Here is a 1,804-nt window from a genome sequence, read left to right as displayed (position 1 = left end):
ATCGTGATTTACTTCGAGGTGTTTTTTTAGAGGAAATCAGCCATGTAGAACTTGTACAACATACAATTAATCAACTATTAACTGGATCTGGTGAACCTACGCCAGGAAATGCTGGTGTTGACAACGCACCACTTGATGAAGCGATTAAACATGCAAATCCTCACCACTTTATTGTAGGTGCTCAAAGTTCATTGCCTGTTGATGCAGCTGGCAACCCATGGAATGGATCTTGGGTATATAGCCATGGGAATTTAATTAGCGATTTATTAGATAACGTAGTACTCGAATCTACAGGTGTACTTCAAAAAACTAGAATTTATGAAATGAGTTCCAATCAAACTTTTAGAGAAACACTTGCATTCTTAATTGTACGTGATAATGCACATCAAAATGCTTTCGCAAAAGCTTTAGAGACATTGGGTGTTGAATGGGGGAAACTCTTCCCTGTGCCGAACTATGATATTAATAAATACCCAGAGTGCAGAAAGTATGTAGACATGGGATTCCATAACGCACAATTTAATTTTAGCTTAGATCCAACAAGAATCGGAGAAATATTCCAAGGTGAATCACCAAGTAGAAACAAAGGAACATTAGCAGTAACTGACCCGCCAAAAGGTTTTCCTGTACCAGAACTTCCTGAAATGCCAAATGAGCATAGTCCTGGATTAAAAGATATGGGTCTTTGAGGTAATTGTAACCCACTATTTATTAATAGTTGGTTACAAACCTTTACATAGATTCAAGTAAATTTGATTTTAAGAGGAGGATATTCATTTGAGTACAATAAATGATAAACTATCTATTTTTGCTTTAGGTGGTGTTAATGAAATTGGTAAAAATATGTATGTCATACAATATTCAGATGACATTGTAATCATTGATTGTGGTTCTAAGTTTCCCGACGAGAGTTTATTAGGCATAGATTTAATAATACCTGATGTTACATATTTACAAGAAAATAAAGATAAAATTCGAGGTTTAATTGTTACACATGGACACGAAGATCACATTGGAGGTATTCCGTATTTTTTAAAACAATTGAATGTACCAATTTACGCAACAAAATTAACCTTAGGCTTAATCGGCATTAAATTAAAAGAACATAAACTTCAAGATTCGACACAGTTAATTGTTATTGACTCTGATTCTTTAATTGAGTTTGGACAGATCAACCTATCTTTTTTCAAAACAAATCATAGTATTCCCGATTGCCTCGGGATTGCTTTTCATACACCAGAAGGTACAGTAGTCCATACAGGTGATTTTAAATTTGATTTGACTCCCATAAACAATCAATATCCAGACATTCACAAAATGGCTAATATCGGAAGTAACGGGGTTTTAGCTCTCCTCTCAGAAAGTACGAATGCCGAACGTTCTGGATTTACTCCATCAGAACGGTTAGTAGGCGAAAAAATTGAAGAAGCCTTTGTAAAGGCTCACAGAAAAGTTATTATATCTACCTTTGCTTCTAATGTGAATCGTGTACAGCAAATAGTAGATGCCGCTTTAAAAACAAATAGAAAGCTTGCCCTCCTCGGAAGAAGTATGGTGAACGTAGTTTCTGTCGCTTTAGAACAAGGCTATTTGAATATACCTGAAGGAATGTTAATCGAAGCGAATGAGATTAATCAAATGGAACCCGAAAAAGTCGCTATACTTTGCACTGGTAGTCAAGGTGAACCTATGGCTGCCCTGTCTCGATTGTCTAGTGGCAACTATCGACAAGTTGATATTTTACCAGGTGACACAGTCATTTTGTCTGCATCCCCCATACCAGGAAATGAACGTAATGTTTCAC

At 36.1% G+C, this 1,804-nt stretch carries 2 protein-coding genes; both read left to right on the top strand.

Annotated features, from left to right (window positions below; translation table 11 throughout):
- A partial coding sequence (locus tag H6481_RS28090) for a manganese catalase family protein (RefSeq protein ID WP_182813792.1) occupies positions 1–689 on the top strand: 689 nt, incomplete at its 5' end.
- Positions 690–777: 88 nt separating this feature from the next.
- A partial coding sequence (locus H6481_RS28085; RefSeq protein WP_182813790.1) for a ribonuclease J occupies positions 778–1,804 on the top strand: 1,027 nt, incomplete at its 3' end.

The organism is Bacillus sp. ME78 (assembly GCF_903970865.1).
Classification (GTDB): Bacteria; Bacillota; Bacilli; order Bacillales; family Bacillaceae_G; genus Bacillus_A; species Bacillus_A cereus.
Note: the sequence above shows the minus strand (reverse complement) of the source record. Positions and strands in the feature narration are given on the sequence as shown.